Genomic DNA, 23,922 nt, shown 5'->3' on the forward strand with positions numbered 1-23,922 from the left:
GCTAATATGACTGATCTTCAAAGTACCTCGTTTGCAAGAATGTCCGACTTCGACATAGATATGTTCAAGGGCGGCAAGCATTACCACGCTTACAACAAACTAGGCTCACATATCGCGGAAGTGAATGGACAAACCGGGACGTTTTTCGCTGTCTGGGCGCCGAATGCGAAAGAGGTTTCGGTTGTTGGTAATTTCAACGGCTGGAATCGGGAAAGCCACCCACTGGCCGTCCGCAATGATGGCTCCGGCATTTGGGAAGGCTTTGTGGCGGGAATTGGCAATGGGGAGTATTACAAATATTTCATTGTCTCACATTCAGGTTACCAGGTAGAAAAAGGTGATCCTTACGCATACCACTGGGAAACGCCTCCGAGCACTGCATCAATCGTGTGGGATTTAGGATATAAATGGAGCGACGATCAGTGGATGCAGGAGAGAAAAGCAGCGTCGCCGTTAGAAAAACCCATTTCCATTTACGAAGTGCACATGGGCTCCTGGCGCCGGGTGCATGAGGAAGAAGGCCGGTTCATGACTTACCGTGAGTTGGCTGCCGAGCTGCCTGAGTATTGCAGCTACATGGGCTTCACTCACGTGGAGTTCATGCCTGTGATGGAACATCCGTTTTACGGCTCTTGGGGATATCAGCTGACAGGGTACTTCGCGCCTTCAAGCAGATATGGAACACCGCAAGACTTTATGTTCCTCATTGATGCGCTACACCAGAAAGGCATCGGCGTTATCCTCGACTGGGTTCCTTCCCATTTCCCTACCGACGAACACGGGTTGGGATATTTCGACGGGACACACCTTTACGAGCACGCAGATCCAAAGAAGGGATTTCACCCTGACTGGAAGAGTTTCATTTTTAATTACGGCAGGAATGAAGTCAGGGCGTTTCTGATCTCCAATGCCATTTACTGGCTTGACAAGTTCCACATTGATGCGCTACGCGTAGATGCAGTTGCTTCAATGCTGTACCTTGACTATTCCCGTAATGAAGGTGAATGGATCCCAAACCAGTACGGAGGAAGAGAAAATCTGGAAGCGATTGATTTTATCCGAGAATTTAACTCCGCAGTACACCAGTACTTCCCTGACGTATTTACAGTTGCAGAAGAATCAACTGCCTGGCCGGGTGTAACGCAGCCGCCACAGAATGGTGGCTTGGGCTTTGACATGAAATGGATGATGGGCTGGATGCATGATACATTGTCTTACTTCCAAAAAGATCCCGTGTACCGGCCTTATCATCAGGGGCAGCTGGCTTTCAGCATTCACTATGCATTCTCCGAGAAATTTACATTGCCGCTCTCACACGATGAAGTGGTGTATGGAAAGTATTCGCTGATTGATAAAATGCCTGGCGATCATTGGCAGCAATTTGCAAATCTGCGGCTTCTGTATGGTTATATGTTCGGTCACCCAGGCGCAAAGCTTGTTTTCATGGGCGGGGATTTCGCGCAACGCCACGAATGGCGCCACGATTTCAGCCTTGATTGGAACGAGAATTTGAATCCTTTGCACCAGGGAATTCAGTTGGTGCTCAAAGATCTGAATGCACTGTATCAATCAGAACCGGCATTGTACGAAAAAAACTTTTCCAGCGAAGGTTTTGAATGGATCGACAATCAAGACAGCACGAACAGCGTTTTGACCTGGATCAGAAAAGGCAACACTCCTGGACAGGAACTGATCTTCATAGGAAACTTCACGCCGGTTGTTCGTACCAACTACCGTGTCGGTGTACCGAATCCCGGATACTACAAAGAGCTGTTTAATACGGACAATCTCAAATATGGCGGCTCAGACCTGCTCTGCGGAGAAGAACTCGAAAGCTACCCGATTCCAAAGCACGGGAAGATGCATTCCATTCCAATGACCCTACCTCCCTTGGCCATTGTTGTGCTGAAACTTGACCGTGGATTTGACTGGTTGTAAAATAAAAATAAGGCTACCTCTCGGACGAGGTAGCCTTAATATGTACTACGCACACACTATTTAGATGAGAAAATTTGTGTCCTCATCTTGTTCTTGCAAATCAAATACATTCGGATATCAAAACTGTATTCATGATACGCCTCAGAGCGACTAGTTGGTTGAAACGCTTGTTATCACAGCATTGTTCGATGAATCACCCTCGCCGCTAGCTCCACCTGAGATCACGCCCGTGATATTTTGTGTCAAGCCACTTCCTATTCCAGTCTTCCTCTTGATTTTAAATCCGATCGTAGACTTTCCTGTACTTGGGATAAACGCGTTGCGAATAGCCGTGATAAAGTTTGCGTTTTCAGAGAATACCCAACTAGAATTTTCATTAGCAATTCCTCCAAGTACATTGGAGATGCCACTCTGTGTTGGGTAAGTAATTTCGAACCCGCTCGGTTTGGTTATTCTGACGACAGTAGCAGTGTCTGTGCTCGCTCCCTGCACTTCATATACATTTAGCACAAAATCCCGGCTTTGTCCTTGCGAGAAATTCAATCCGTTGATGTCCAGGCTTGGTGAGAGATCAAAACAACCTGGTTCTACTGTAACTTTCGCAGTCGAATTGTCTGTATTGAAACATTGAAGCACATCATGGTATTTAAAAGCGTAGTATATTCCGGGTTCGGCAGTGCTCGGCTGATTGTATTTATCTCCCGTATGTGTCGCGTTCTTATACCAAACCACCGAGACGGTAGCTCCTGCATTACCCTGCACCAACGAAGTCAAGTCTGCACCTTTGCCACATTTGGTTTTCGTAGTCGTTTTGCTCAAGCTTACTTGATCTGTCCCTGCTAAACATTCTGTAAGTGCATTGAATCCGATGTCCAGGTTGACACAGCCACCATTAGAACCTACAGCCGAAAAGGTAAGTCTAACATTCGAACTGGGAGGTGTAAACTTCAGCACTTTTGTGACCCATTTACTCGTGTTTAAACCCGGAATATAAGTAACGGTTTGATCTATGAAGGCTGTCGGAATCCCGTTGGATACAGTGGCTAATTCAACCTTACCCCATTCCGGATATCCTGCATCACCACTTTTCTTGGTGGACATGATACTGTATTTGAGATAATAAGTTTTATTAGCAACGAGGCCTGTCAGGTTGGTGTGACAAACTGCCGGCTGGTTTGCCGTCGGTTGAGCAGTCAAGAATGAACCGAGGTATGATGGTGCTGGCCCATCTGGTGCTGGCGACCAGGATTGATCTAGCAAACCTGCAAAGTATCGTTCGTTAGAGATACTAAACGAAGTAGCAGCGGCATCATTCGTCCAACCATTTGATGGCATGCAATATTGACAAGTGCTACCTGTCGACGTCCGCTTAATCTCCTGTGCAGAGGCTCTGAACGAGATCAGAAGCAGCACAATTATAAAAAAGAACTTGGTTTTCATAACAGAATTTTAGTGAGCAAACCAAAATGGCTTGGTGTTAAAGGAAAGTAGCGGAGGGTTAACGCTTATTCCACATTGCGTTGACATTCTACAAAGAGGCTGCCCCACACACTGAGCAGCCTCCGGCAAAACACACGCGAACTACTTCACAACAAGAATTTTCGAGCTTGTTTCAGCTCCGTTTACACCTTTGATCCGGACAACATATGCACCTGCATTCAAGTGGCGAACATTGATAGTCTTCTCGGGACTTGCACCGGAGTTGTACACTACTTTCCCGTTCAAATCAAACATTTTGATGCTTGAAACACTTGCCATATTTGGTATATCTAAGATCAGCTCGTCCGAAACGGGATTTGGATATAACGACATTGGTATTCCTTCGAATTTAATATAACGTATGCTACTATACGCGCTGGTTCCATCTTTGTCAATCATGTGCAAGCGATATAGATTTTCACCGGAGAATGGTGCCTTATCAACAGCATGGTAAGTGTAAGAATCTCTGCTTTCTCCTAACGCCTGAACTGTCTCGAAGGTCTTCCAGTTTTTACCGTCGCTACTTTTTTGAACATCGAAGCGTTCGCTGTTCACTTCCTCAGACGTAATCCAGCTTAACTGTGCAGATGTCCCTTCCTTGGTTACTTTGAAGTCCTGCAATTTGACTGGCAGGTTGATTTCTACCATAGTCGTTGTTGTACTATTATCATTACCTGGATCATTGCCCACCGTTTGCGGTCCTTCAAAACTTAGAGTAGCTGTCATAAAGCCTTGGCCAACAGTATTTCCTGCAAATCGGACATGAAAAGCGGCGCAAGTGGCATTAACAAGTTCACCGGTGTACTCTAATATAGCTGTATGTTCCCCGGGATCGTTTAATATGGATATAACACTAAAATCAGTTAATGGCGATCCATCAGGATTAACAACCTCCATGATTGTAAGGTTTTCTGAAAACGAAATCAGCGGACGTAACTTATTGGCGGGAGCTGTAATCGGTTCGGGATCTTCATTACAAATCTTAACTTCTACTTCGCCGATTTCACCCTTGAGAATTGATGATTGCTGGGGAGTAATGTTAAGCGAGACATCCTGTGCATACAACAGAGAAGTACTACCTATGGCTAACAAGATGAGAAGGATGCGTAAAAGTTTTTGTGTTTTCATATTTAAGATTCAATTTAGTTAACATTCGTAAGTGCCTATTCAATGAAGAAGATGGGGAAGTACAAGATGAGCTAGTTGGTAGACACACTTGTTATAATCGAGTTATTCGAGGAATTGTCATCACCACCTTTACCACCAATAATTGACGCTTTAATATTCTGAGTTGTGCCAATTGGTGTACCATCCTTGCGCTTAATAGAGAAGCCAACAACAGCTTGCCCGTTAGCAGGAATCGGCTTACTTGATGACGCAGTAATGAAATTCGCATCTTCTGCAAAGGTCCAGCTTCCATTTTCATTCATTTTACCTCCGAATACATTAGACACACTGTTTACAGTAGGGTAGCTAATAGTAAAACCGCCTGTTTTACTGATTCGAAATGATATTGGGCTGGTTGTCGAAGTACCTTTTGTTTCGAAAAGGTTTACCACGAAATCTTTACTTGCATTTGTAAAACTCAGGCCATTGATCGAGATCGTTGGAGTTAAATCGGGACAAGGTTGAATCTGAACATTTACTACCGCCGTGGATAAATCAGTATTTAGGCACGACGTATTTACATCTTGAAAAAAAGCAAAATACTGGCCATTTCCAGCGGCAATAGGATCAACAACATTGTCAACAACCTGGCCTGTATGGGTGTTATTTCTCCACCATACGAGTTGGCAGCCAGCAGGCGGCTCTGAAACGACCAGGTCGTTTAGATTAACAGTCGGTTTGGGACAAATGTTGGTTGCGATGGTAGCACCTTCTTTCAATTTCACTTGATCCAGCCCCGCCTTACAGGCAAAAACATCATTTGTGCTGATACTTAACCCGACGTAGCCAGCTTGCGTATCGCCTTTTCCAGAAAAAGAAAATTTCGCCGTCGTTGCAGTTGCAGTAAACTCTATATATTTCTTAACCCAGGTATCTACCTTCTCCACTCCAATTCCCCCACCTTGTACAAAATTTGTAGTTTGTGCCGCCTGGGCACCGCTTGTCAAAGTAACCGTTGCTGAACTGCCATAGCTAGCACCAGAAGTGCTTAACGATATGACATAGTACCTCACCTTATACTTGGCACCCACTACTAAGTTTGAAATAGTTGTTGAAGCCGTTGCCGTCTGGACAGTTGGTGAAACATATTGGGTCAAGAAGTTCGTCAAATCAGTCTTGCCCGGTGGCGGCAGTATTGGGCCATTTGTCCACTTATAATTTTGCATTCCCGCAAGAGAACTAGTATTTGATACATAGAACCCAAGGTTATCCTTCGTCCAACCCGAAGGTACACATTGGGCGCAAACCGCGTCGTGTGTTGAGGGTATAAATTGAGCATTTGAAAAACTTGGATTTAGCGCAAAAACAAGCGACATAAACAATAAAATCCGTTTCATAATCATGTGTGTTTAAGTTCAAAATTTTCATAACGGTTGTGATTGGAGAGCTTGACAGCGGGCCAGGCTGTTTGTCATGACTTAACCGATTCAAATATGATGGAGAAAAGGGAGGGTGTGGTGGTTTATTGAATTACCGGTTTCGATTCAGTGATTTAATGGCATGTCGCCCTAAAATGAAGTTTGGAGTGGATTTTCGGTAGAGATAAAGCGGTTTGTACTTAATGTGTTACGGTTATCAAGTCCTGTCTCCTTAAAATAACCGAACACTACCTTTCAGTAATCGTATCTCAACTTTGTAGTGGTTCTACCATTAATTACAATGACGTAACTGTTCCATTTTGGTATGCGCACTATTTACCTGACTATTTACCTTTTGCTCTTTTCTGTACCCGTAAGCGCCCAGTTCATTTTTCAAAATCTGAACGAAAAAGCCGGGCTAAGCTCGAAGCATGTCAGATGCATTTACAAGGATAGAGATGGATTAGTTTGGATCGGAACAGCCAACTCCCTGAACCGTTTCGACGGGAACTTCATCAAACGATACCCCGGACTAAACGGGCAGAAAGACTTATTTGTAAATGCCATTATTCCATTTGACAATGATGAGAGGCTCCTGGTAGCTACTTCGACAGGGCTATTTACATTTAATAAGAGACTCGGCAGATTTCAAATAGATCCACGTTTCAGAAAGCTCGCGGGCAAGAATGTACTTTCGTTCAAAAGAGATTCGGAAAACAGGCTTTGGATCGTGTCTGCAAGTGAGTTGTATATCGTGCAAAATGGCTCTGCCGTCAGGGCAAAAGAGGTATTCCCTTTTCTCGAAACGCTTGACGGGAGTGATTTTTCATACTGCGGCATTTCTGCGTTTTGCTGGGATGCATCCAGAAAAGGCTTCTGGATAGGCGGTGCAAACCCTTCTTTTGTTGATCTTGGCGATAAGCATATTTTTGACAGGACGAACAATCCATTGAAGCTGGCATTTTTCGACCAGACCTTTATAACAGCGATTGTACTTGACAAAAAACAGAACCTGTGGTTCAGTTCTACCGTCCCGAAATCGCTTTCCTACTGGAACCCTGCCAATAATCAGCTTAAAACCTATGACAAGCTAGGCGATACGAAAATCACAGATGGATGTAATTATCTTTTCATCGACAAGATGGATAGATTGTGGATTTCAACGTGGATGTACGCTGCGTATATTAAGTATCCGAACCGGGAAATCGAGAAGATTCCGTACAGCCAGGATGCACCCTACTCCATTGCTTACGGGCATTTTAATGATGCGCTGGAAGATGACGAAGGCAATATCTGGCTGGCAACGATCAACGGACTCAGTAAAAACCAGGTCCAGGCACCATTCCGGTCCATTTACAAGCTGCCGAGCTTTGACTTCTTTCTGGATACCGGGTTTGCCCATGCAAATTCGATTGTAGTAGTTGGGGACACCATCGTGGCGGCCAAGGAAGACGGTATCATATTTTACAACACCAGCCACAAAACGTATAAACGTTACGTCGTAACCACGAAAGAAGATCTTCGCAAAAACAGGTTTGTACTGTCTGCCAAAGCACGTGGAGCTTGGTGGTTTGCCGGAAACGACGGCATTTACTATTTGAAAACGGGATCGGACAAGCTTCAAAAGTTTGACAAAGTAAAAAACAGTCTGCTGCAACCTATCTCCAACTTTGTCTTTGAAGATGTCAAAGGGTGCATCTGGTTTCAAATGGATGGCCTTTACAGATATGATCCGCTTACTGACAAACTTGATCGGTTTGACGGGAAAGATCCTGCACATGGGCTCTTCGAGTATATGAGATGTCAGAGCTATCTCAAATTGCGAAACGGTGATCTGCTGTTTGCGATGAACAAGTCCGGCTTTATCCGGTATAGTCAGCGCTTCGATAAGTTTTCGCGGATTCCTGTTGTAAACAGCTCGGAGTTTTATGTACCCACTATGGTAGAAGATGACAATGGTGTAATCTGGTGCGCTGCGAGAGGACGCGGAATATTGAAAATAGCGCAAAACGGAAGATTGATTGACAGCCTGAACACAGGAAACGGTTTTCCATTCGATTACATTTCCAGTCTTACAATTGATGCCCAAAAATCAATCTGGGCAGCAAATTCCGACGGACTTCTCTTTTTCAAGCCTTTTAACAAAGAAATAACTAGAGTTGATGTAGATCTTGGAAAGACGCTGCAGGATCATTGGAACTATGTTTATTCGTACCAAAAGAAGGTTTATGCGGTAATGCTTGATCATGTTGTGGTAATTGATCCGTTTAAATTTTCAACAATTCCGATCAAGAAGGCTCCTCGCATTACTTCGGTGCGCGTCTTTGAAAAAGAGGTAACGAGTTACCATAAGCTTGAAGACCTTGAACTCGCCCCGCAGGATAACTTTATCACATTTCAATATACCTCCCCCAATCACCGCGACGTACCGAGCCTGCAGTACAGTTACCAGCTCGGCGGAATAGACGATTCCTGGATCAATGCCGGCAGGAACCTCACCGCTTCTTATAACAACCTGCAGCCAGGGCTGTACACTTTCAAAGTCAGAAGTACGGATGAGAACGGAAAGTGGATGGCTGCATTCACAAGTATGCGCGTGCGTGTGCGGGCACAATGGTGGCAAACCTGGTGGTTTGCATTCTTCTCAGCGACCTTTTTCGCTTTCACCATGCACTTCATGATCGACAGTCACCAGCGGCGGAAGCGGAGAATGGCCTTTGACGAAACGATCGACTACTTTGCTAACTCTGTGTACGGCGAAAATTCGGTTAGTGAAATCTGCTGGGATATTGCAAGAAACTGTATTACGCAGCTCCGTTTCGAAGATTGTGTGGTTTATCTCTGGGATGCCGACAAGAAAAAGCTGGTGCAAAAAGCTGCATACGGCCCTACCAAGAACATCAAGGAGCATGAGATACTAAACCCGCTTGAACTGGAAATTGGGGAAGGTATAGTAGGCGCTGCAGCAGCTACCCGCAGACCTGTGATCGTGAAGGATACTGCCCGGGATAAGCGCTACATTGTCGACGACCAGCGCCGCCTTTCTGAACTTGCAGTACCTATTTTGCACGACGGCAAACTACTTGGCGTCGTTGACTCGGAACATAGTGAACGCGGCTTTTTCACCCAGGAACACGCACGAGCTCTGATGACGATCGCTTCCATTAGTGCAACGAAGATTGCGGAAGCTCAGGCAGAAGAACAGGCGCAGCAAAAAGAGATCATGCTCCTGGAAATCAACAAAATGCTGGCAGAAAGTCAGCTGATGGCGCTACGGGCGCAAATGAACCCACACTTTGTATTTAATTGTCTCAACAGCATTCAGGAATGCATTGTCACTGAGAAATATGGCGAAGCCAGCAAGTACCTCAACAAATTTTCGCGCCTGTTCAGGATGGTGCTGAATAACTCTGACAAAAACCTGGTGACGATAGAGGAAGAGGAAGATGTACTTAAACTCTACCTCGAACTCGAACAAATGCGGTTTGAGCAAAGCTTTACCTATCAGATCATTATTGACGAAGAATTGGAAGCAGAAGAAATTACCCTCCCTTCCATGCTCCTGCAGCCTTACGTGGAAAACGCACTCTGGCACGGACTGATGCACAAGGATGGAGATCGCCGGCTTACCATCACCTTCGAGCGGATGAATGACGACATTTTCAGATGCCTGATCGAAGATAATGGGATAGGCCGGAAGAAATCGCTGGAAATCAAGCAGTATAACAGCAAAGCAAAGCGGCACAAATCCAAAGGTCTGCAGATTGCGAAGGACCGGCTTGACTTGCTTGAAAGACAGGGGCAACATGCCTCTGTGGAGATCATCGACAAATATGACCCTGAGGGAAATCCCGAAGGCACCCTGGTAGTAATCGAACTTTCAACCTTGTTAAGTAATACATAAACGTTATGATAAAAGCGCTAATAATTGACGATGAGCAAAAAGCACGTAATGTACTCACGCATTACCTGATCAATTTTGTCAAAGAAAACGTGGAGATCCGCCATGCTGACTCGGTAAGAGGCGGATTGAATGTACTCAATGACTTCATGCCCGACATTGTGTTCCTGGATGTGGAAATGCCGCATCAAAATGGATTTGACTTCCTGTTGCTTCGCAAAAATCCGAGCTACGACATCATTTTCACAACAGCATACAACCAGTATGCTATCCAGGCGATCCGGTTCAGTGCATTGGATTACCTGCTTAAACCTGTGGATCCGGAAGAATTACAAGCTTCGATTGACAGGCATCTTGAAAAAGTCAAACAGAAATCGCAGCAGAACAATCAGCAACTTTACGACAACCTGGTTCAAAACATTGAAAAAAAGGAGATCAAAGATTTCAGGCTTGCTGTGCCTTCCAGCGAAGGTGTTTTCTTTTTTACTTTGGACGAAATCCTTCGTTTGGAAGCGGACAAGAACTACACTTCCATTCACCTGATTGGAAAACGGCCGTTCTTATCCAGCAAAACTTTGAAGCACTTCGATGAAATGCTATGTGAATTCAACTTTATACGTACACATAAATCCCACCTTGTCAACCCGAAGTACATCAAGCAAGTCACACATAATAACCAGTTTGTGCTGCTTACAGACGGATCAAGGATTGAGATTTCGCGAAGGAAAAAAGACTCTGTTCAGCAGTATTTGAAACTTAAGTAGAGGCTATTTACCCCACCTGTTGATTAAATAAGTGGCTCAATGCCTGTTGCGGGTCTTCACAAAAGCCTGCATGTACCTTTGAAGTCTGCAAAATAGTACTTCTGGTAGCAGTGAGCCAACGGAACCTGGAAGAAAGCGGCAAGCTGCCGATCGCCCCGCCTTCTTTCCGGCCTTCACAAATCTGCCTGAATGCACGCAGGTACGATTGGATTTGCTCTATGTCAAGATCCGCATTAAATACATTCAGCCGGGCCAGGTTACTGTCAAAAACAACATCAAGAAACTGGCGGCCTGAACAATAAAGAACTACTCCGACATTGATAAACTCTTCGCGCTCCACCCTGGGCACAACGCGCAGAATGGCATACTCATACAGCTGCTTGTCTTGCATCGGATGCGGCTTTTACAAATATTTCTGAATGATGAAGTCGCCGCGTCAAAAACTCGGTATAGGCGCTCCTGTGCTCTTCTTCGGATTGAAACGGTGTATCTCTGATCAGCCACTCGCCAGGGATCATGGATACGATTTCGGCTAATATAGCAGGGTTCAAGACTCGCGTAAACTCGGCATTAACTGCTTCAAGCTCGCCCGCCCATTTCAGCAGCACGTGATCTTTGACCTGCAAAAAGGGACGTTCTGCCTGCTCCTGCCAATTGTTCCAGGAATGATGAAAATACAGGGATGCACCATGGTCTATTAACCAAAGTTCCTTGTGCCAGATGAGCATATTCGTGTTGCGAACAGTTCTGTCTACATTCAGGAGAAAACAATCCAGCCACACGATCTGGGACGCAAGATGTGCATCAATCCTGCTCACCAACGGATCAAAAGTAATTGATCCTGAGAGGTAATGCATTGCCAGATTAAGCCCGACACTTGCTTTCAGCAAATCCTGGATCTCCTCATCAGGCTCAGTTCTGCCAAATGCTTCATCCAGTTCAGCGAACACTATTTCGGGTATCCTTAGTCCAAGAAATCTTGCAATCTCCCCTCCTATCAGCTCGGCAATCAGCGCCTTTACTCCCTGCCCTGCGCCGCGGAATTTCAGTACATATAAAAAATCATCGTCGGCTTCTGCAATCGCCGGCAGCGACCCGCCTTCTCTGAGGGGAGTCAGGTAGCGAACCACATTAACAGTGCGCAAATCCGGCAAATTCGTTTCCCTTTTCATAGGAACCATAGTTTGAAAACGTCAATATAGGAATTTCGATCTATGTTTCCTTCCATGCGAAACCAATGTCCGCCTCTGTCCGGAGACCGGGCGCTGACATTAGTTAAGATCAATTCGCTCAGATCAACTTCATTTATTGGTCAAAACGATTTTCCCAAATTGTTTGCCCTGATGCATATGGTCGACCGCTTGTTGCGCGTCGGCAAGCGTCGGGAATACTTTATCAACAATGGGCCTGATGTTGTGCTCGCTTGTATACGCCAGCATATTTCTGAAATCGTCCAAGGTTCCCATTGTGGTACCCAAAATGGACAGGTTCCGCCAAAAGATCTTGTTGGGCGCTATGTTGCCGATTGCACCGCCGGTGCCGCCGAAAAAGACGATCCGGCCACCGGCCCGGGCTGCATCTATCAGATTTATGAATCCTTCGCCGGAGGCGCTGTCTACAATCACATGAAAACCACCGGTTGCTTCCTTCGCTTTGGCGACCCACTCTTCATCCTTGTAATTGAAGCCCTCAACTGCTCCCAAAGCTCTTGCGCGATCTATTTTATCCTGTGAACTCGATGTAACCCAAACCTCAGCCCCTGCCGCAATTGCGTACTGCAATGCGAGCAGCGCAGTACCTGCGCCTATGCCGGTCACGAGCACCTTTTCCCCCGGCTGTACCGCGGCGCGGACAAACAATGCGCGGTAAGTGGTCACGCCTGCCAGAGGCAATGCAGCCGCTTCTTCGTCCGTGAGATGTGCAGGCTTGGCGTGAATATACTTTTCATCCACGGCGATATATTCAGCGAATGTACCCGGCTCCGGGTTTCCCAGGATTTTGAAATGTTCGCCAAATGCAGCCGGATTATCGCCCCAATCGTGGCTTGGATTGATAATCACCTGCTTACCCAGCCAGTCCTGATCCGCATTCTCCCCTACCTCTTCCACTACTCCCAGCCCATCCGAACCAAGTATCAGTCCTGATTTTGGACCAGCGTACCGACCTTTTTGTATCCAGACATCCCTGTGATTCAATGCGGAAAATTGAAGCCTGATCAAAACCTGATTAGCTCCGGCCTTCGGCGTTTCCACTTCTTTGATGATTAGCGGCTGATTAGTATCTGTTAAAAAAACTGCTTTCATGATTTTTTGTTTTTGGTTTAATAATGCAAAATTGTACTACCCGAACGGCAAAATCTCAGTACTACTTTGCTATAATCCGGTACATCTTTACATGACAATAGAAAATATCCACGAACCTTTCGAGATCATCTATAAAGAACTAGACGAATGCCCCAAATCCGATCACAAGCATAACTTTTTTGAGCTGGTGTACATTCTGGAAGGGACGGGCATTCAGATTATCAATCAAAATACTTTCAGCTATTCGCCTGGACACATGTTCCTGATTACGCCGGAAGATACCCACAGTTTTGATATCAAAACCACCACGAAATTCTTCTTCATCCGCTTTAATGATTTTTATATCAAAGAAAACAAGGCGCTGATCTCCGCTGCCGACCGGACCGATATGCTGAAAAGACTGGAATTCATCTTGCAGCATGCCAACCACCAGCCCGGCTGCATCTTAAAAAATCAGACCGATAAGTCCATTGTAAAGCCTTTGGTCGAAGCAGTTATCCGCGAATTTGTCAACCGCGATCTGTATAACAGGGATTTGATCCGCCAGTATGTGAATACCATGATCCTTTTGGTGGCCAGGAACATCGCAATGTTTTTACCTGAACAAATCAATGTAGCCAGCCAGGAAAAAGCGATTGACATTGTTCAATATATCCGGCAGCACATTTACGATCCGCAGAAGATCAAAGCGAGCGAAATCAGCAGGCATTTCGGGATCTCAGAGTCCTACCTGGGTCGGTATTTCAAAAAGCAGACGAATGAAACCATGCAGGAGTACATTACTAACTCCCGCCTTAAACTGGTTGAAACGCGCCTTCTGCACAGTGATATGCGCATGAACGAAATCGCCAGCGAGCTCTCATTTACGGATGAAAGCCACTTAAACCGGTTTTTCAAAAAGGGAAAAGGAATGAGCCTGGGAGAATACCGGCGCAAACACCGCGCTATATCCGCTTGATCGTGGAATAATATTTGAAGGTCGTTAAAGTAAAATCAGGAATCATCCGTCAACATTACTAACCAAGCAAATTATGAAAGCGCTTTCATTGATTATAACCGTTCTGTTTATTACCGCTTCACAGTCTTTTGCACAGAAATCGAGGTATACTGAGCGGACTACCGAAACGAGGACAAGCCTTAAAACGACCAAAAAAGACTCGTCGGATGTAACTGCTATCCTCAAAGATTCGTCAAATGCAGAATCCGGACCTATTTTGAAGGACGACGGATCTGTGAGCACCACCGGCACAATCGACGGCCGCAGCAGCACGGGTCGGCCAGATGCGGATACCACAACGAGCTATACCGTTAAAAAGAAAGTAAGAAGGCTGAATCCTGACGAAACTGTCAAAACTGATTCCACCAGAAAACGTAGAAAACCCTGATAATCTTTATGTTCCCCATTCTGATCATTGCGCACTCGGTAATCCGATGGTTTGTAGTTATCACTCTATTAATCGCGATTTACCGGGGAGTCCGAGGGTGGCGGGGAGCAGAAAAGTTCACGAAACGGGATGATTCGTTGCGGCATGGAACTGCCACATTCGCCCACATACAGATGATGATCGGGTATTTGTTGTATTTCAACAGCCCGTTCATCGCCTACTTCCGTTCACATTTCAAAGAAGCTGTGCAGCACTTTGACTTCGTGTTTTTTGGCATAATCCACATCACATTAATGACGATCGCTGTCATTGTCATCACCATCGGATCGTCTGCAGCCAAACGACAGCAGACAGATCTGGCAAAATTTAAGGTGATGACAATCTGTTATCTGATCGCAGCGATAATTATCTTCATTGCAATACCCTGGCCATTTTCTCCGCTTTCAGCGAGACCGTATCTGAGGTTTTTTTGATGTAGCGTGCGTGATAGTGTAATTGATGCCACAAAGGCGAACACCAAGCTTTATGAGTACCAGCTGATCGGACCTAAACTATTGAAATCGCCACGCAAATGCACCTTTGCGCAGGTTGATACCATGTTCGAGATACGCTTTCAGAAAGGCCAGAAAATAAGCCCAGCCTTCGGTATTGCCCCTCAGCCAGTCGATTCCTTCGGGTGTATTCTCCATGTATTTTTCGGAAATGCGCACGATCGTTGTTCCGCCCAATGGTTCCAGTGAAATCTCTACGAGTGTTTCATTACCCTCCTCACCCCAGTAAAATGAGATAAATTGATGATCGGTAACTTGCTCGACCAGCACCGGTACATCCACATCAGTTTCCGGAAAATGCCAGGTCAGCCGGGCTCCGTCGCGAATATGGCCACTGCTGTCGGCGATGAAATAGTTGACCATGTGAACCGGGTCTACAATAGCCTCGAAAACCTCAGCAGGCGTTTTGGCGATCTGTATCGCGGCCTTACTTTCCAATTTTACACCTTCCATTAAGATCAAAGTTTTAGTTGAAGACTTTCGCCGTTAAAGGCTGCACTCGCATTTAAGCAAAAGCCAGGCCAGCCCCTTTCTGAGGTGAGCAGTGAATGCGGGCCGCCCCAAACAAAAAAACCTCCATAAAGCTATCTAAATGGAGGTTGATATTGTATATGATAAACGTTGAGTAAAGATGCCTGATCAATAAGTATCCGCTTGTTACCAAAAGTAATACTAGTTTAACTGAAAACAGGCTATCAGGTTTTATCAAATAGTTAAAAAAGTTGCCGGCAAACTATGCCGGCAATTGAACGTTTTACGGATAATCTGCCGCTTTAATGCATTATTTTTTCTGCTGTGACAGGAAAGTAATGAGTGACGCAAATTCCTCATACGATAGCTCGTTGGCCAGGCCCGGGGGCATCATCGAGTTTTCCATTTCCTTCCGGGAGGTAATATCAGAAGCTTTGAAAGTGTAAACGGCACCGGTAATATCCCGTAAAACCAGCTTCTCCGCCGACTCCTCAGAAACAAAGCCCATGAAGCTTTTTCCATCTTTGGTCGTAATCAATACCGATGCAAATCCCTGAGAGATCGACGCATTCGGTTTCAATATGGACTCAGCAATTTGTTCGCGGTTCATAATCGAGCCTATTTGCCCCATGTACGGTCCTTTTAATGGACCATTGCGATTGATACTATGGCAGGCCACGCAGCCTTGCTTGGTAAATAAAGTTTTTCCAAGTGCCGGATCGCCTTCAATTTTCGCAATTGCCAGCATCACATCTTCAATGGAATTTTCACCCACCTGGCCTTTTTTGTTCTGTATTTTTGTTAGATCAATCTTCACTTCCTGTTTTTCAACAACGATATCTTCTCCGCCAAACTCATCGATTCCCATTCGCTGGCGACCATTCAGGTCGGCAAAAAATTTCTTTCCATCCTCATCGGCTTTGCTCCATTGCTGCATCAGAAAACGTTTGATTTCGTCCGATGAGGCCCAGGTAACAGCCTTATAGTAAGGACCGTGGGTATCCGGGCGGGTACTCCACCACCATGATCCGTCGTATGGCGCTTCTTCCTTGTAAAGTCGGCCGAGTGTGGTTAGTATCTGCTTTTTCAAAGCTTCATCTTTGGATTGATCATAAGCCGCGATCAAACCCGATACGGCTTTCGGATCGTGCATATAACGCAATGCCCAAAGTGCGAGCGTCGAGCTTTCAGTTCCAATGGCCTGCACACAAGCATCTACCGCATGGATTGAAACCAACGCACGAACTGCCAAATGCGGAGGAACAATGGCAGCGTTGGGGGTTGCATGCGGGCCTTCTGTGCCTTTTGCGGGTGAGACAAACGATGAAGGTACCTTCACTGCCAGCAATGCAGCAGCAGCCTCCGGGCGACCGAGTCTGCCCAGGCCAATCGTAGCAGCTGCCTGCACACGCGGCGAGCTGTCTTTCATTCCTTTTATGAATGGGTCAAGTGGTACTTTTTCAAGGGCAGGCTTTCTGTCGGCCAAAGCGCGGAGTGCAAATTCACGGACTGCATTGTCATCGGTAAGCTTCACCAGATTGGTTACCGCATCTTTGCCAGCAGCCTGCGCATAAGTGTATATACCCGCTACCCTGATATAAAGTGGGAGTGCCTTATCTTCCGCGATTTTCCAGGATAATTTCGCCGCATCTTTTGGAAAGCGCGCCAGCAATTCCTGCTGACCAGCCAGCCGCTGCACCGCACTTTCCGATTTCAAAAGGGCTTCCAGTTCTTTCGCATTCGACTTCTTTACATCTTTAAATGCTTTGTACTTCCACCCTTTCGGAACAGCCCGCACGACAAACCCCTTGCTCGGGTTACCCGAATAACCTGCGCCGTCCCAGGCAGCGAGGTAAACACGACCGGAAGCGTCAATGTCCAAATCTGTAACCTGCGCCAGCTTGATAAATTCTTCTTCTTTCTGGGTGAATGTAGCTCCGTCAGGCTCCACGCGGTGCACGTAAACCTGGCTGCGGCCCCAGTCGGCCATCATCGGTACGCGGTTGTACTTGGCAGGCCAGTTTGGATCATCCATAAACAAAGAGCCGGTCCCGGAGCCACCGCCCAGGTCGATCAGCGCAGGGATGATTTCTTCTGTGAAATTTTTGAACAAAACAGGATAACCGTACTCTCCCGACTGGATCTGATTGCTGAAACGAATATTCCAGCCGCCGCCGTCATTGGTATTATCGCGTGTGAAAATATTCATGTAAGGATCAATCGCCACATCGTAGATATTGCGCATTCCGTGGGTGTAAACCTCCATTTCGGTTCCATCCGGACGAACGCGCACGATTCCGCCACCAAGCTGCGTCAGCTTTTTACCGGAACGATCCACCGCCTCATGAAATCCAAAGTCACCCACCGCAATGTAGATCCAACCGTCGATCCCCATTCTTATTCCATTTGTAGCGTGGTCGGTTCCGCGGCTTTGCAGGAATTTGGGATTACTGATTCCCTGTATCAAAGTGGTGGAAGGTCCATCGGCCAGTCCGTCACGGTTTTTATCTTCGAATACGACCAGCGCCATACCCGAAGCTTTACCATCTGCAAACGTGGTATGCAGCACAAAAAGCTGATCGCCCATTGAAATGATCCCGCGCGGATCGTCCACTTTCGCAAAAGTGGTGTGCTTATCCACTTTCCCGTCATTATTGGAATCAACAAGCCGCACGATACTTCCTTTACCCGGATCTTTACCCAAAGATCCGATCATGTCAACGCCCACGTAGACTTCACCGGTTGCCGCTACTGCCAGACAGGCCGGACTTGGTGTTAGTTGCGGGCCCGCAAACGGCGTAACTTCCAATTCCTCAGGCCAGCTGGTGGCATTTGGAAGTGAATCGGCTTTCACCAGGATTTTCCTTGTTACAGGGTTTTCTGTGCGCCCGATGTTCCAGTCATTCCAGCAAAGCAGCAGGAATGCAGAAAACAGGCTGAATGTAATTTTTAACATAAAAATTTTAAATGCAGTTGGCGCAGCGAAGCAGGCCGGTGATTAAAGGTATTTGTTGAATTTAAAATTGAAAATAAGTCAGAACTACTCTAAAATGGTGTTCGATTACAAGATATTTTGTCCGCATTTGAACAATGGATTCAGGATAAATCCGCCTCCGAGCAGCGCAGGGCCTGTTTGAGAGAGCTGGCATTTGATTGTTAGCAGTTGGGTGTTGGCTTTGAGCTAATAGCTGTTGGCTGTTAGCAGTTGGCTGCGTTTTTTCTCTTTTTATTCAATATCATGGTCAGGAACTACATTAAGATTGCGCTTCGGAATATGTGGAAGAACAAGGCTTTCACATTTGTTAACCTGACGGGCCTGGTTGTGGGGATCACGGCTTGCCTGCTTATTTTGCAGTATGTCAGTTTTGAGCTAAGCTTTGATCAGTTTCATAAAGATTCGGATCGTATTTACAGAGTTGCCAATGACCGCTTTCAGCAGGGGAAGCTGATCCAGCACGGTACTATTACCTATCCTGCCGTAGCGCCAGCTTTGGCCAAGGATTATAATGAGGTAGAAACCTATACTACCATTTCTAATCCGGGTACTTTCAAATTGCAGAAGGATCAGAAGATCTATGAGGAAAAAGGCTTGTACGCAGATGCGAAGTTTCTGTCGTTTTTCACATTTCCACTCGTGGCCGGTGACGCGGAAACAGCATTGAAGGCGCCCAATTCCATCGTACTTTCTGAAAGTAATGCGAAGAGGATCTTCAATGCAAATCCGTCCCAATATCCTGATCTGATCGGAAAAACGATAATGGTTGACCTGGATACGGCTCCTTACCAGATCACCGGGATCATGAAGGATATCCCGGCAAATTCTCACCTGAAATTTTCGGTGTTGATGTCGTATCAGACGCTGGCCCGCACCTGGGGAGATTGGGTCAATACCAGCTGGGAAAGCTCGGATATGTGGCATTATGTCAAATTGAGAGAAGGCGCGGAAGCAAGCGCACTGGAAAAGAAGCTTCCCGCATTCAGTACCCGTTATTTCAAAGGAGATAAGGTATCCGGCAGCGTTGAGAAATTTCATCTGCAGCCGCTGAGCAACGCACACCTTTACTCTGATTACGAATATGAAATTGGTCAGGTGAACAATGGAAAAGCGGTCTGGACAATGCTCATTATCGCTGCATTTATACTCCTGATTGCCTGGATCAATTACATTAATCTTTCCACAGCCCGCTCTTTGGAAAGAGCCAGGGAAGTAGGTGTCCGCAAAGTAGCAGGCGCCACATCTGGACAGCTTACTTTTCAGTTTTTGTCAGAATCAGTATTGCTGAATGCTTTTGCCTTTGTACTCGCCATTGTGCTTGCATTACTTTTCCAGCCTTACCTCAACGACCTCATCGAGAAGCCGCTGTCATTTGCTTTGCTCACAGGACAGGGATATGGTGGCTCCGCAATGGCATGGCTACTTGCGCTGGTGTTTGTCTCAGGCACATTACTCTCGGGTTTCTATCCTGCATTTGCATTATCCGGCTTCCGGGCGATCAGTGTTTTAAAAGGAAGTTTCAAACGGTCTGCAAACGGGATTTGGGTTCGTCAGTCGCTTGTGGTGTTCCAATATACAGCTTCTATGGTGCTGATAGTCGGCACATTCATTGTGTTTAAACAACTGGAATTTATGCGCAAGGAAAACCTGGGCTTCAATATGGACCAGGTGTTGGTCGTGCGCGGCCCTGAACTAACCCGCTGGGATTCTACTTCCATTGACCGGATCAACAGCTTCAAAGGGGAGCTAAAACGTTACCCACAGGTACAAGCAGCGAGTTCGTCGGCCAATGTATTCGGAAACCGGCTGAGCAGGAGCTTCAATATCAAGCGTGTAGGCGCCAGTGAGGGCAAAGGTGTTACATTCAGCAGAATGCCCGTTGACGCTGATTTTTTCGAAACATACCGGATTAAAATGCTGGCTGGCAGAAACTTTCTTCCTACTGACTCAAATCAGGATGCTCAGAAAGTCAAAAATGCCATACTTAACCTGTCCGCTGCCAAGTTGCTCGGCTTTAATGATGCGGATGAAGCAACGGGTCAGAAGTTTTCTTTGAATGGAAAAGAATGGGAGATCGTAGGAGTTGTGAGCGACTTTCATCAGCAATCTCTGAAACACGCCATTGAACCCATTGTATTCGCACCATTTTACACATTAAGCGGCTTTTTTTCTGTCAAAGTAGCGAGTTCGGATATGGAAAAAACGATCAGCCTCGTGAAGCAGACTTACCAGGAATTCTTTCCGGGCAATCGTTTCGACTACTTTTTTATGGATCAAAAGTTCAATGAACAATATAAAGACGATCGCATTTTTGGCCAGATTTCCAGCTTCTTCTCACTACTGGCAGTACTGATCGCTTCACTCGGCATTTTCGGTTTATCTTCCTACACCATTGCACAACGTACCCAGGAAATCAGCGTCCGGAAGGTGCTAGGCGCTACCGTGGGCAGTATCGTCGCTTTACTTTCCCGGGACTTTATCAAACTGGTCATTATCGCCATTGTGCTCGGCTCGCCAATCGCATGGTACGGCGTAAGTCACTGGCTGGACGATTTTGCCTACAAAATCGAAATATCCTGGTGGATGTTTGCCTTAGCAGGACTAGCCGCCATCGTCATCGCATTCGCCACAGTAAGCTCACAAGCAATCAAAGCCGCATTAATGAACCCGGCGAGGGTTTTGAAGGGGGAATGAGGGGGGCAGTTTTGAATGATTGAATGATTGAATGATTGAATGATGAATGAGCGGGCGCCGCTGCGCCGAATGAGCGGGCGTCGTTGCGCTGAAATGATTGAATGAGTGAATGAGTGAGTAGCGAATAAGTGAATTGGAGTTTTTAGTTTATGAGTTGAAGCCACTCCACTCAGCGATTAATGACTTAATGACTATACAATAACTGACACATTCAGCAGGATGGTGCCAGCTCACTCAATCATTCAATCATTCAGTCATTCAATCATTCAATCATTCAATCATTCGCTAATTCAGTCATTCAGTCATTCGCTCATTCCGTCATTCCGTCACCTAAAATGCCAATTTTTCAGTTTCCCCGGCTCTGGCATGTAGCTTGCTTTATAGGGGATTGAATGTAAAATACTTCATTTTACTTTTTAGATAATTTATTATTTAACACTTAAAAACGAGGTAAATTATGTCACTCATCAGAAAAAACCGGGATACGTTCCCAGTGCTCCCAAGCTTCTTTGATGACTTTTTAAGTCGTGATCTTTTCAATTGGAACCAATCCAATTATTCATCAACAAGCACCACTATTCCTGCGGTAAATATCCGTGAGACCGAAGACAACTTTGAAGTTGAAATGGCGTCGCCGGGAATGGATAAAAAAGATTTCAACATTCGTCTCGACGGTAATACGCTCACTATTTCTTCTGCGAAAGAACATAAGCAGGAAGAAAACAAAGAAAATTATTCCCGCAGAGAGTTCAGCTATCAGTCTTTCCAACGATCTTTTGTTCTTCCGAAAGACGTGGTCGATGAAGACCGGATCAGCGCACAATATGAAAATGGTCTCTTAAAACTCTGGATCCCAAAACGGGAGGAAGCCAAACAAAAAGGACCTAGATTAATAGAAATACAATAACAACAAAGGGGCCGTTCGGCCCCTTTTGTTTGTTTCCACCCTACCCTGCTTGCTATAACACTTTCTGAATTACAATGAAGAATATTTCCGTCCGAATGCGGAAACCCAGGTATTCATATACTTTGATCGCGCGCTCGTTATCTGCTTTTACATGTAAAAAAGGAAGTTCATTTACTTCCAGAATGCGGTTTACCTGATGCTGCACCAATGTTTTGGCATAACCGTTTCCCAGGTGCGCAGGGTGCGTACATACTGCACTTATCTCTGCAAAGCCGGAAGGGTGCATGCGCTGTCCGGCCATTGCAATGAGTTGCTGCTCCTCAAAAATTCCTTGATAATGCCCGAATTCAATGGTTCGTTGAAGAAATGGACCCGGGTTGGTGAGTTGGGTAAGTGAGCGCATGTCCGGTATGTGCGCTTCCGTCAGGTCAGACAGCTTTGTTTTAGCGGATATATCGAAAGCCGGGCCTTCGTACAGCATCTGAAATCCGCGAACGGACGCAATAAGCTTCCAGCGCGCTGCAATTTCCATCTGACGATTTGACACTAAAACCACCTCATTTTCAAAAGGAAGAATGTCATAAAGTTCAGCTAAATATGCCTCAGAAGGTTCTGCAAGCGCTACAAATGGCGAAATGTCCGGCTTGAAGTAAGCTGCGGCTTTATGAAGAAAGCCAAGGTCCCTGTTGCCTGTCAACAGGGCGTTCCAGGCCGGATTGTCTAGTATATGGATCATGAATAGGGAAAACTAAATGCAAGCGGCAAATTTAATGGCACAGGATTTATGATTGTAAAAGAATGTACTTATTCCATAATCGAATCTTATGAAAATGAAGGGTAAAAGCGTCATCGCCTACGATGTATACGCGCCCACAAACGTAACTACAATGTTACGGCCAAGAAGACAGGAAGGCCAGTCGGTCATTCAGGAAGGTTTTGAAATTATTCCCTCCGTGCCTTTCTCCGAGTACACAGATGTTTACGGAAATCCCTGCCAGCGATTTGTACTGCCGGTTGGACAGGTTACCATTTCAACCGAGGTTCAGGCGCAGGTGAATATAACGAAGCCGATACCAAACCCGGTGCCGGCCTATATGATGATCGGCGACCTGCCTGATGAAGTGATGCATTACATTTTGCCAAGCCGCTACTGTGAATCTGACCTGCCCGAAATCAGCAAGCTGGCGATGGAAATTGCAGGCAACTTTGTGCCGGGTTATGATCAGGTTGAGGAAATCCGGAAATGGATCCATAACAATGTTAAATATCAATACGGAGTTACCAATTCAACCACGACCGCGCTGGACCTGGCCCGCAACCGCATCGGGGTTTGTCGTGATTTCACGCATTTGGCGCTGGCACTTTGCAGGAGTTTGAGCATTCCCGCAAGGATGACAGTAGGTTATCTAGATAAATTACAGGAAATGGACCTGCACGCGTGGTTTGAAGTATACATCGGCGGAGATTGGTACGCATTCGACGCAGTCCAGGAAAGAACCGAAGGATACCGCATTGAAATTGCGCACGGAAGAGACGCAGCCGACGTGGCAATGGTAACACAATACGGCAATGCAACTCTGAAATCGCTTCACGTAGAAGTGCAGCTGCTTGAACCCGAACCAGGTCAGCAGCAGGCACAACAGCAGCAATAATATATGCTGTTTGAGCAATTTTGTATAAAAAGAGAGGGTGTCTCAGTTTTAGCCGAGGCACCCTCGTCCATTTGCTTTAAACTGAGTGGAAATTGAAACGCGATATCGATCCATTCAAAGCTAATCGGCTGTTTTCGGCTTAAAAAGCAAGAAACGGGCGCTCCTAAGCTGCTCTTTTCCTTAGATTCTGGGCTAATGCGATCAGTCCCCATTCGATTTCGACCTTTTGCTTGCCGCGGAGCATAAACCGGCGGAAGCCGTGGTTATTTTTGATGTTGCCAAAGACCGGTTCGACATCAAAGCACCGTTTCTTTCTTTTAGCAATTCCTTCTTCACTTTTTAGTAGCTCGTTGGCTT

19 protein-coding genes are annotated in these 23,922 nt (G+C 46.0%); 9 read left to right on the plus strand and 10 right to left on the minus strand.

The window, feature by feature from the left end:
• Positions 1-6: 6 nt before the first annotated feature.
• Positions 7-1,938 (plus strand): 1,4-alpha-glucan branching protein GlgB, encoded by a 1,932-nt coding sequence (glgB, locus tag Q369_RS0108390; protein ID WP_035333140.1) that lies wholly within the window; start codon positions 7-9, stop codon positions 1,936-1,938.
• Positions 1,939-2,088: 150 nt separating this feature from the next.
• Here glgB and Q369_RS27560 read toward each other — a convergent pair whose 3' ends face one another.
• The 3 genes from Q369_RS27560 to Q369_RS0108405 all read right to left on the minus strand — a co-directional run bounded on the left by Q369_RS27560 (position 2,089) and on the right by Q369_RS0108405 (position 5,921).
• On the minus strand, positions 2,089-3,378 hold the full coding sequence (locus Q369_RS27560; RefSeq protein WP_031527359.1) for a hypothetical protein: 1,290 nt from the start codon (positions 3,376-3,378) through the stop codon (positions 2,089-2,091).
• A 141-nt stretch (positions 3,379-3,519) separates the two neighbouring features.
• The gene (locus tag Q369_RS28290) at positions 3,520-4,545 is read right to left on the minus strand and encodes a T9SS type A sorting domain-containing protein (RefSeq protein ID WP_051663967.1); all 1,026 of its coding nucleotides are present in this window, start codon (positions 4,543-4,545) and stop codon (positions 3,520-3,522) included.
• A gap of 71 nt (positions 4,546-4,616) precedes the next feature.
• Positions 4,617-5,921, minus strand: a complete 1,305-nt coding sequence (locus Q369_RS0108405; RefSeq protein WP_157488106.1) for a hypothetical protein — start codon at positions 5,919-5,921, stop codon at positions 4,617-4,619.
• Between the two features lie 346 nt (positions 5,922-6,267).
• Here Q369_RS0108405 and Q369_RS0108410 point away from each other — a divergent pair, with 346 nt between their 5' ends.
• Both Q369_RS0108410 and Q369_RS0108415 read left to right on the plus strand, forming a co-directional pair.
• Positions 6,268-9,846 (plus strand): histidine kinase, encoded by a 3,579-nt coding sequence (locus tag Q369_RS0108410; protein ID WP_031527362.1) that lies wholly within the window; start codon positions 6,268-6,270, stop codon positions 9,844-9,846.
• Positions 9,847-9,851: 5 nt separating this feature from the next.
• Positions 9,852-10,607, plus strand: a complete 756-nt coding sequence (locus Q369_RS0108415) for a LytR/AlgR family response regulator transcription factor (RefSeq protein WP_031527363.1) — start codon at positions 9,852-9,854, stop codon at positions 10,605-10,607.
• Between the two features lie 7 nt (positions 10,608-10,614).
• On the opposite strand, the gene Q369_RS0108420 is transcribed toward Q369_RS0108415, so the two are convergent.
• From Q369_RS0108420 to Q369_RS0108430, 3 genes are all read right to left on the minus strand, one after another.
• The gene (locus Q369_RS0108420; protein WP_031527364.1) at positions 10,615-10,998 is read right to left on the minus strand and encodes a DUF3037 domain-containing protein; all 384 of its coding nucleotides are present in this window, start codon (positions 10,996-10,998) and stop codon (positions 10,615-10,617) included.
• Positions 10,976-11,779, minus strand: a complete 804-nt coding sequence (locus tag Q369_RS0108425) for a HipA family kinase (RefSeq protein WP_031527365.1) — start codon at positions 11,777-11,779, stop codon at positions 10,976-10,978. Before Q369_RS0108425 ends, Q369_RS0108420 begins: the two co-directional genes overlap by 23 nt.
• 129 nt (positions 11,780-11,908) lie before the next feature.
• On the minus strand, positions 11,909-12,910 hold the full coding sequence (locus tag Q369_RS0108430; protein WP_031527366.1) for a quinone oxidoreductase family protein: 1,002 nt from the start codon (positions 12,908-12,910) through the stop codon (positions 11,909-11,911).
• A 91-nt stretch (positions 12,911-13,001) separates the two neighbouring features.
• Between Q369_RS0108430 and Q369_RS0108435 the strand changes: the two genes are divergently transcribed.
• The 3 genes from Q369_RS0108435 to Q369_RS0108445 all read left to right on the plus strand — a co-directional run bounded on the left by Q369_RS0108435 (position 13,002) and on the right by Q369_RS0108445 (position 14,768).
• On the plus strand, positions 13,002-13,868 hold the full coding sequence (locus Q369_RS0108435) for an AraC family transcriptional regulator (protein WP_031527367.1): 867 nt from the start codon (positions 13,002-13,004) through the stop codon (positions 13,866-13,868).
• A 73-nt stretch (positions 13,869-13,941) separates the two neighbouring features.
• Positions 13,942-14,295 carry a hypothetical protein gene (locus Q369_RS0108440; protein ID WP_031527368.1) on the plus strand — a complete coding sequence of 118 codons (354 nt, stop codon included), beginning with the start codon at positions 13,942-13,944 and terminating at the stop codon, positions 14,293-14,295.
• Between the two features lie 8 nt (positions 14,296-14,303).
• A complete protein-coding gene (locus Q369_RS0108445) occupies positions 14,304-14,768 on the plus strand; it encodes a hypothetical protein (protein WP_031527369.1) in 465 nt (154 codons plus the stop codon).
• Between the two features lie 78 nt (positions 14,769-14,846).
• Here the strand turns inward: Q369_RS0108445 and Q369_RS0108450 are convergent, their stop codons facing one another.
• Both Q369_RS0108450 and Q369_RS0108455 read right to left on the minus strand, forming a co-directional pair.
• Positions 14,847-15,299 carry an SRPBCC domain-containing protein gene (locus Q369_RS0108450; protein ID WP_031527370.1) on the minus strand — a complete coding sequence of 151 codons (453 nt, stop codon included), beginning with the start codon at positions 15,297-15,299 and terminating at the stop codon, positions 14,847-14,849.
• 328 nt (positions 15,300-15,627) lie between these two features.
• Positions 15,628-18,273 carry a DUF7133 domain-containing protein gene (locus Q369_RS0108455; RefSeq protein WP_031527371.1) on the minus strand — a complete coding sequence of 882 codons (2,646 nt, stop codon included), beginning with the start codon at positions 18,271-18,273 and terminating at the stop codon, positions 15,628-15,630.
• A 282-nt stretch (positions 18,274-18,555) separates the two neighbouring features.
• On the opposite strand from Q369_RS0108455, the gene Q369_RS0108460 reads away from it, so the two are divergent.
• Together Q369_RS0108460 and Q369_RS0108465 are read left to right on the plus strand one after the other, a co-directional pair.
• Positions 18,556-21,006 (plus strand): ABC transporter permease, encoded by a 2,451-nt coding sequence (locus tag Q369_RS0108460; protein ID WP_031527372.1) that lies wholly within the window; start codon positions 18,556-18,558, stop codon positions 21,004-21,006.
• Positions 21,007-21,463: 457 nt separating this feature from the next.
• Positions 21,464-21,913 carry an Hsp20/alpha crystallin family protein gene (locus Q369_RS0108465; RefSeq protein ID WP_031527373.1) on the plus strand — a complete coding sequence of 150 codons (450 nt, stop codon included), beginning with the start codon at positions 21,464-21,466 and terminating at the stop codon, positions 21,911-21,913.
• A 52-nt stretch (positions 21,914-21,965) separates the two neighbouring features.
• Here the strand turns inward: Q369_RS0108465 and Q369_RS0108470 are convergent, their stop codons facing one another.
• The gene (locus Q369_RS0108470) at positions 21,966-22,649 is read right to left on the minus strand and encodes a GNAT family N-acetyltransferase (protein ID WP_031527374.1); all 684 of its coding nucleotides are present in this window, start codon (positions 22,647-22,649) and stop codon (positions 21,966-21,968) included.
• A gap of 88 nt (positions 22,650-22,737) precedes the next feature.
• Between Q369_RS0108470 and Q369_RS0108475 the strand changes: the two genes are divergently transcribed.
• Complete coding sequence (locus Q369_RS0108475) at positions 22,738-23,565, plus strand: transglutaminase domain-containing protein (RefSeq protein WP_031527375.1); 828 nt, start codon at positions 22,738-22,740, stop codon at positions 23,563-23,565.
• Between the two features lie 163 nt (positions 23,566-23,728).
• Here the strand turns inward: Q369_RS0108475 and Q369_RS0108480 are convergent.
• A partial coding sequence (locus Q369_RS0108480) for a transposase (protein WP_031526387.1) occupies positions 23,729-23,922 on the minus strand: 194 nt, incomplete at its 5' end.

Origin of the sequence: Dyadobacter crusticola DSM 16708 (genome assembly GCF_000701505.1) — a bacterium.
Lineage (GTDB): Bacteria > Bacteroidota > Bacteroidia > Cytophagales > Spirosomataceae > Dyadobacter > Dyadobacter crusticola.

Coding starts and splice junctions, on each gene's coding strand:
- Q369_RS0108475 (WP_031527375.1), top strand. CDS start 22,738: ATGAAAATGAAGGGTAAAAGCGTCATCGCCTACGATGTATACGCGCCC.
- Q369_RS0108450 (WP_031527370.1), bottom strand. CDS start 15,299: ATGGAAGGTGTAAAATTGGAAAGTAAGGCCGCGATACAGATCGCCAAA.
- Q369_RS0108420 (WP_031527364.1), bottom strand. CDS start 10,998: ATGCAAGACAAGCAGCTGTATGAGTATGCCATTCTGCGCGTTGTGCCC.
- Q369_RS0108435 (WP_031527367.1), top strand. CDS start 13,002: ATGACAATAGAAAATATCCACGAACCTTTCGAGATCATCTATAAAGAA.
- Q369_RS0108470 (WP_031527374.1), bottom strand. CDS start 22,649: ATGATCCATATACTAGACAATCCGGCCTGGAACGCCCTGTTGACAGGC.
- Q369_RS27560 (WP_031527359.1), bottom strand. CDS start 3,378: ATGAAAACCAAGTTCTTTTTTATAATTGTGCTGCTTCTGATCTCGTTC.
- Q369_RS28290 (WP_051663967.1), bottom strand. CDS start 4,545: ATGAAAACACAAAAACTTTTACGCATCCTTCTCATCTTGTTAGCCATA.
- Q369_RS0108405 (WP_157488106.1), bottom strand. CDS start 5,921: ATGAAACGGATTTTATTGTTTATGTCGCTTGTTTTTGCGCTAAATCCA.
- glgB (WP_035333140.1), top strand. CDS start 7: ATGACTGATCTTCAAAGTACCTCGTTTGCAAGAATGTCCGACTTCGAC.
- Q369_RS0108445 (WP_031527369.1), top strand. CDS start 14,304: ATGTTCCCCATTCTGATCATTGCGCACTCGGTAATCCGATGGTTTGTA.
- Q369_RS0108430 (WP_031527366.1), bottom strand. CDS start 12,910: ATGAAAGCAGTTTTTTTAACAGATACTAATCAGCCGCTAATCATCAAA.
- Q369_RS0108425 (WP_031527365.1), bottom strand. CDS start 11,779: ATGAAAAGGGAAACGAATTTGCCGGATTTGCGCACTGTTAATGTGGTT.
- Q369_RS0108440 (WP_031527368.1), top strand. CDS start 13,942: ATGAAAGCGCTTTCATTGATTATAACCGTTCTGTTTATTACCGCTTCA.
- Q369_RS0108415 (WP_031527363.1), top strand. CDS start 9,852: ATGATAAAAGCGCTAATAATTGACGATGAGCAAAAAGCACGTAATGTA.
- Q369_RS0108460 (WP_031527372.1), top strand. CDS start 18,556: ATGGTCAGGAACTACATTAAGATTGCGCTTCGGAATATGTGGAAGAAC.
- Q369_RS0108465 (WP_031527373.1), top strand. CDS start 21,464: ATGTCACTCATCAGAAAAAACCGGGATACGTTCCCAGTGCTCCCAAGC.
- Q369_RS0108455 (WP_031527371.1), bottom strand. CDS start 18,273: ATGTTAAAAATTACATTCAGCCTGTTTTCTGCATTCCTGCTGCTTTGC.
- Q369_RS0108410 (WP_031527362.1), top strand. CDS start 6,268: ATGCGCACTATTTACCTGACTATTTACCTTTTGCTCTTTTCTGTACCC.